General features: G+C 68.9%; 6 protein-coding genes and 1 pseudogene. 3 read left to right on the plus strand and 4 right to left on the minus strand.

The window, feature by feature from the left end:
• Nucleotides 1-99: 99 nt before the first annotated feature.
• A complete protein-coding gene (locus LV78_RS11455) occupies nt 100-990 on the minus strand; it encodes an SRPBCC family protein (protein ID WP_253844900.1) in 891 nt (296 codons plus the stop codon).
• Nucleotides 987-1,295 (minus strand): ArsR/SmtB family transcription factor, encoded by a 309-nt coding sequence (locus LV78_RS11460; protein ID WP_253844901.1) that lies wholly within the window; start codon nt 1,293-1,295, stop codon nt 987-989. Before LV78_RS11460 ends, LV78_RS11455 begins: the two co-directional genes overlap by 4 nt.
• Before the next feature lie 319 nt (nt 1,296-1,614).
• On the opposite strand from LV78_RS11460, the gene LV78_RS11465 reads away from it, so the two are divergent.
• Nucleotides 1,615-2,748: an aminotransferase-like domain-containing protein gene (locus LV78_RS11465; protein ID WP_253844902.1), complete on the plus strand. Its 1,134-nt coding sequence runs from the start codon at nt 1,615-1,617 to the stop codon at nt 2,746-2,748.
• Between the two features lie 76 nt (nt 2,749-2,824).
• Entirely contained in the window at nt 2,825-3,526 is a 702-nt protein-coding gene (locus tag LV78_RS11470; RefSeq protein WP_253844903.1) for a hypothetical protein, read from the plus strand.
• Between the two features lie 578 nt (nt 3,527-4,104).
• Here the strand turns inward: LV78_RS11470 and LV78_RS11475 are convergent.
• On the minus strand, nt 4,105-4,950 hold the full coding sequence (locus tag LV78_RS11475) for a beta/alpha barrel domain-containing protein (RefSeq protein ID WP_253844904.1): 846 nt from the start codon (nt 4,948-4,950) through the stop codon (nt 4,105-4,107).
• A 302-nt stretch (nt 4,951-5,252) separates the two neighbouring features.
• On the opposite strand from LV78_RS11475, the pseudogene LV78_RS11480 reads away from it, so the two are divergent.
• Nucleotides 5,253-5,486, plus strand: a pseudogene (locus LV78_RS11480) (IS5/IS1182 family transposase); the annotation flags it as partial.
• 197 nt (nt 5,487-5,683) lie between these two features.
• On the opposite strand, the gene LV78_RS11485 reads toward LV78_RS11480, so the two are convergent.
• Nucleotides 5,684-6,000 (minus strand): transposase (locus LV78_RS11485; protein ID WP_253844905.1); only part of this gene is annotated, 317 nt, incomplete at its 5' end.

A 6,000-nucleotide genomic window follows, 5' to 3' on the forward strand; every position in this document is an offset into this window, starting at 1 on the left:
GCGACCGGGTGACCCGGTCGCCCAGCGGTTCCGCGAACGGTCCGAGGACCGCGCGGCCCCGCCGGACGACCGGTTCTACGGGGTTCGTCGGAGATCTATTCAGTTGTGGATCACTGCGTACTCAGCTGCCAACCTGGTCTCCCCTTCCTCAGGCCACTGGCGCTCTTCACCCAGCAGCGCCGCGAACAACAGGTCCAACCGCACGTGCCAAGCGGCCAGCGCCGCAGGCACGGACACCTCTCCGCCCCCGACCACGTGGGTCAGGGTCACGACGGTGCCCCCGACCGGGTCGCTGGACAGCTCCCAGCGCACCCGGCCCGACGACGAGTCGAACTCGAGCAGGGTCGGTTCCTCCGCGACCACCACCGGTCCCGGTCGAACGCGGGAGCACCCCGCGCTCTCCGGAGCGGTGTCGCCGACCGCAGGCGTTACATCACCGGTCAGCAAGGCCCACACCTCGGCCAGCGGTCGCCAGACCAGGTCCCTGCTGAACCTGATCCGCCCGTCCGCCACCTCGCCGAGGTCCAGACCGAACTCGCGGACGTGCCGCTCGATCGGGCCCAGGAGGTCCGGTGGAGCGGTGAACGGCCGGTCGCCCAAGCGCGCGTCCAGGGCTTCCAGGCACGTCCGCCACCCCACGGCGTTGCGCCCCGCACCGAGCGGACCCGCTCCGATCACCTGCGTGAGGACCAGCAGGCAGCCCCCTGGCTCCGGCAGGAGTTCGAAGCGCAGAACGTCCTCGTTCCACTCGAACGCGAACACCCTGGGCGGGTCCAGCTCCAGCACTCGACCTTCCCCGGCGTCCATGGCCGGGTCGGGGAAGGCGAAGCGCATCCTCCCGTTCTCGAGTTCGACCTCGGCGGGGAACCAGTGCGCCAGTTCAGCGGGTTCGCTGACCGCCCGCCACACCTTGGACACGGGGTGCGCGAACCGCCTCTCCAGGCGCAGCACCGGTTTCCCGTCGATCGTCTCCAGCCGTGCGTCCTTCATTCGCCCATCTCCTCCAGGTGCCGGTCGAGAGCGGTGAAGCTCGTCATCCACATCCGCCGGTACGGGGCGAGCCAGGCGTCGACCTCCGCCAGCGGCTCCGGCCGGAGCCGGTACCAGCGCCGCTGGGCGTCCCTGCGGACCTCGACCAGCCCCACGTCGCGAAGCACCTTGAGGTGCTTGGACACCGTGGGCTGGGTCAGGTTGAGCAGCTCGACCAGGTCGTTGACCGGGCGCTCGCCTGACCGCAGGACGTCGAGGATCTCCCGCCGGTGGGAGTCGGCCAGCACGGCGAACATAGATGCCATGCTGGGAATATAGATGCATCGGCATATTGCCTGTCAACGGAGCATGATCCCTCCTCGGGTAGTCGCTCGGCTCGGTGTGGCGGTCGGACGTGAACAGCATGCGGACAGCGACCGACCGAAATCCGGAATCAGCGGGTCGGAACGGCCTTGGATTCACCCCGGTGTGCGACCGAGGTCGAGGGAATGCGCAGGTCGGAGACAGGGCTGGATTCGCCGGATCGTGAAGCTAGGATGGTCGCAGCGGCTCCTCGCACCCCTGGGCGCAGCTCGTCGACGCGGCACGACCGCGCTCCCCGCAACTCCCAGCCGAGGACTGCCCGTGCGCTCCCTCTCCGTGCCCAGCTCGCCCGTTCGCGACCTGCTCGCCCTCACCTCGCGTCCCGAGGTGATCTCCTTCGCGGGCGGCCTGCCCGCGCCAGAGCTGTTCGACCTCGACGGCATCCGCGCCGCCGCCGACCGCGCCCTCACCCGCCGCACCCTCCAGTACGCGCCCACCGAAGGTGATCCCGACCTGCGGGAACAGGTCGCGGCCCGGCTCACCGCGCGCGGCCTGCCCACGCGACCCGACGAGCTGCTGATCACCACCGGTTCCCAGCAGGCGCTCGCCCTCGTGGTCACCGCCCTGCTCGAACCCGGCTCCGTCGTCGCGGTCGAGGAGCCCACCTACCTCGCCGCGCTCCAGTGCTTCCACCTCGCGGGCGCGCGCGTGGTCGCGGTCCCCGGCGACGAGCGCGGCATCGACCCGGTCGCGCTCACCGAGGTCGTCGAGCGCGACCGGCCCGAGCTGCTCTACCTGGTGCCGACCTTCGCCAACCCGACCGGCCGCACCCTCGACGCCGAGCGGTGCGCCGAGGTCCTGCGCGTCGCCGAGCGCTCCGGGCTCCGCGTGCTGGAGGACGACCCGTACAGCGAGCTGCGCTACCGGGGCGACGCGGTGCCCGCGCTGGCCGCCTCTAGCGACCTCGTGCTGCACTTGGGCACGTTCTCCAAGATCGGCGCACCCGGTCTGCGGGTCGGCTGGTTGCGCGCGGCCAAGGAGCTGATGCCCGCGCTCGTGGTCACCAAGCAGGCCGCTGACCTGCACACTTCCGCGATCGACCAGGCCGTGGTCGCGGACTACCTCCGGGAGAGCGACCTCGACGCGCACGTCCGGCGGCTGTGCGTGGCCTACCGGGAGCGCCGGGACGCGCTGGTCGGCGCTCTGGAGACGGCGCTGCCCGACGGGGCGGAGTGGACCGATCCGGACGGCGGGATGTTCGTGTGGGTCCGGCTGCCGGGGGAGGTGGACACGGCGGTGGTGCTGCGACGTGCGCTGGAGCGGGACGTGGCGTTCGTGCCGGGCGCCTCCTTCTACGCGGGTGAACCTGATCGGGCGACGATGCGGCTGTCCTTCACCACCGGAGCTCCCGAGGTCATCCGGGAGGGCGTGCGGAGGTTGGAGACGGTGCTGTGAGGCTTCCCGGTGTCCGGTGGATCCGGGCGCACACGTTTGCGCGTTCACTCGGATGGGGATTTTCGAGGGTGGGCGGGTGATCAAGGAGGAGTCTTTGATGCGCAGGCTGTGGCCGGTCCTCGCGACGGCGGTGCTGGTTCTCGCGAGCGGGTGCGGCGGGGGCGACGGGCGGTTGGTCGCCATCGCGTCGGACGGGCGGGACCGGGCCGAGCTGGCGCTGCTGAGCGGGGCGACCACGATCGTCGTGCGGGCCGTCGACCTCGGTGACGAGCTGGTGCGGGCGTGGGCCCCGGACGGGTCGAAGCTCGCGCCGCGCGCTGACCTCGACGGGGAGGTGGTGCGGGTGTCGTTCGAGGACCGGGGTGGTTCGGGGACGGCCGACGCGCGGGTCGAGGTGAACCGGTCGGTGCTGTGGAAGGTGCGGCTGGACGGCGGGGCGGTCGAGCAGGACGTCGACCTGGGGGCCGGGCGGGTGTCGTCGGTGGACTTCGGTGCGGGGTCGCAGCGGATCAACTTGACCCTGCCCGCGCCGTCCGGGGCGGTGCCGGTGCGGATGACCGGTGGGGCCTCGATGTTCGCGGTGCACCTGCCGTCGGGGGCGGAGGCTCGGGTGCGGTTCGGCGGGGGCGCCGGGCAGGCGGTGATCGACGGGGTGACGACGTCCGGGATCGCCGGGGGGACCGTGCTGGGGACCGGCGGGGTTGATTCCGCGGAGGACCACTACGCGGTGGACGCGATCGCCGGGGTTGGGCTGTTGACGGTGGAACGGACTTCGTAGAGCTGACGGTGCGGCAGCTGTGGTGAGCTCCCTTCGGGTTCCGGTGGGATTCGAGGGGGTTTCAGATATTAGGTTTTGCCGGGTGGTGGGTCGGGGGCACGGCGCAATCGTTTGCTTCCGGGTGCATCGGAGTTCATGGTGTCACTCGAAAGAGTGGTAAATCTGGTTGTGGTTCTCGTTTTTGCTGGTAGATCGATTGTCTCGGTGCTTACCCCCTGATGAGTCGAAGCTGAGTGATTGCCCGCGAGTGATCACTACGGGCAGAATTGTCATGGGACCCGGACGGCCTGCGTGGACGCAGGTGGTGAGAGTTGTTCGTGGCGCGCGACGGGGGCGTCACGAAGGTCGCGCCAGTGGGCGGTTCGGGCACTTCGGTGCTCGCCTGCCTCGCTCGGCCGGGTCCTTCAACGGGGTTGATTGCTCGGGTCCGGCCATCGGAGGCGCACGAGCAAGGCTGGACTTGCGGGGTTTGGGCCTGAGGTGCCGAAGGGGCGAATGTCGGGGGCACTGTGCTCGATAGGGCTGCTTGATGCTGTGGGAATCGTGTCGTTGCTTGGAACGCGGGTGGTTCCGCTGGATCAGCGCAGGCATAAGCTGCACAGCCGTGCGGTGGGGTATCGGGTCAGCAGTTCACGGCGGGTGCCGCAGATCTTGACGTAGTCACCGACCCAGGTCGTGCCATTCGTCGGTGTTCCACTGATGGACCGGCAGTTGGCGCGGTGCAGGATCATGGCTGCGGGGTTGAGGGTGCGTTCGGCGTTGATGACGAACTGCTCCGGGTTGGCTGCGATCCACCACTCGTAGGCACCGTTGTCCTCGTTGAACTCCAGCATTGATCGATCATGCCCCTGATGAGGGCGGGTTTCGCTACGGGCGGCCGTGGGGACGTGTCGCCGCGCGGCGTGGAAGCACGGGTTCTCGGGTCGGGCAGGCATGGAGTCGCAGGTTGTGGCTTGTGTGCTGCGGGCTTGCTGCTCGGGGATGCGGTGTGGTGACGCGGCGGTGTGCTGGTCGCTGGTTATCGGCATGCGGTCTGGGTAATGGGCGGCCGTGGTGCGCGATCCACGCTGGCCTGTGCTCCGGGTGGCGGGGGAGGTTAATCGTCGCTTGGGAAGCTGCCCTGAGCATGCGTCGCGTCCTTGACGACGGTGAGGTTCGGTGAACACCTCTGAGAAGAGGCGTGCCAGGCGGTTGCCCAACGGAGGCTTGGATCGGGGTGCTGGTGTTCCAGGCTTGATCAGGTCGGCGCCCGCTGTTGTGGTCTGGTGGGCTGAGATCGGGACGGCGCTGTGGGTGACCAGTGTGAGCAGCGGTGACAGGAGGATGTCGTTGCCGCAGAGCACGGCGAAGTTTTCTGGTGGGGTGGACGGGAGGTCGACGGTGCTGGCGTCGATGTCGTCGACGGTGTATTTGACACCGATCACGCCGAGAACATCCCAGCTCGCGCGGTGTTGCTGCGGGTAATGGCTGCTCCGCGCGGGTAGGGATGCGGTAGGGGAGCAGTGAGCTTTTTCGTTGTGACGTCGCAGGTCGCAGCGCGGGCTGAGTGGTGGGAGCGCGATGGGTGAGGCTCGCGGTAAGACGGCGGTCGACCAAGATCCAATGCCCCGACCGGGGGACCCGTCGTGCTGTCTTGCCCTGCCGTGATCCTGTTGTCCAACCACACCCTGGTTCGACTGGCCGATCTCATCCGCGCAGAACGATCGCGTAGCCGACCCAGCCGGTCGGCACGGTGCGCACCCCGTGCAAGCGCCACGTCACGCGCCCTCACCTGTCACGCGGGAAGAAGGCACTCAACCGGGCACACGGCCGCATCCGAGCTCTCGGCGAACGCGCCGTCTCGCTGCTCAAGGGCTGGAAAGTCCTTGCCAAGCTGCACTGCTGCCCGCGCCGAGCGACCTCGATGATCGCGGCTGTCCTCGTCTTTAACCACATCGAGACCTGCCGCCGACCAGGATGAAAAGGCTCGGTGGGGACCGGGCTTTCCGCTGTGAAGGCTCTGCGGTGTGCGATCACGTCTGTCGCCTTGAGGCGTACGAACAGTGGGACGAGGGTGAGTGAGGACGTCACCGGGGAGCGGATGTGCAGGTGTGCGCCACTGACCGAGTACGAGCGAGGCTGAGTGGTCTCGGTGCACCTAGGTTCTGTCGTCAAATGTCACGCCCACATCAGGAGCGATGCGAGGGTGACGGCTGCTGTATAGGACTCGGCGGTCTTGTCGTAGCGGGTGGCGATGCCGCGCCACTGCTTGAGGCGGTTGAAGCATCGTTCCACCACGTTGCGGTGCTTGTAGATCTCGCGGTCGAAGCCCGGCGGGCGGCCTCCGCGACTGCCCCGCCGGGCCCGGTTGCGGACCTGGTCGGCCCGCTCGGGAATCGTGTGGGCGATGCCTCGGCGGCGAAGCCAGGCGCGGATCGCCTTCGAGCTGTAGCCCTTGTCGCCCAGGACGTGATCGGGCCGGACCCTGGGCCGCC

This window comes from Actinosynnema pretiosum (genome assembly GCF_024171695.1).
In the GTDB taxonomy this organism is placed as follows: domain Bacteria; phylum Actinomycetota; class Actinomycetes; order Mycobacteriales; family Pseudonocardiaceae; genus Actinosynnema; species Actinosynnema pretiosum.

Excerpts from the sequence above, each read along its gene's own strand:
- LV78_RS11455 (WP_253844900.1), bottom strand. The coding sequence starts at position 990 with ATGAAGGACGCACGGCTGGAGACGATCGACGGGAAACCGGTGCTGCGC.
- LV78_RS11460 (WP_253844901.1), bottom strand. The coding sequence starts at position 1,295 with ATGGCATCTATGTTCGCCGTGCTGGCCGACTCCCACCGGCGGGAGATC.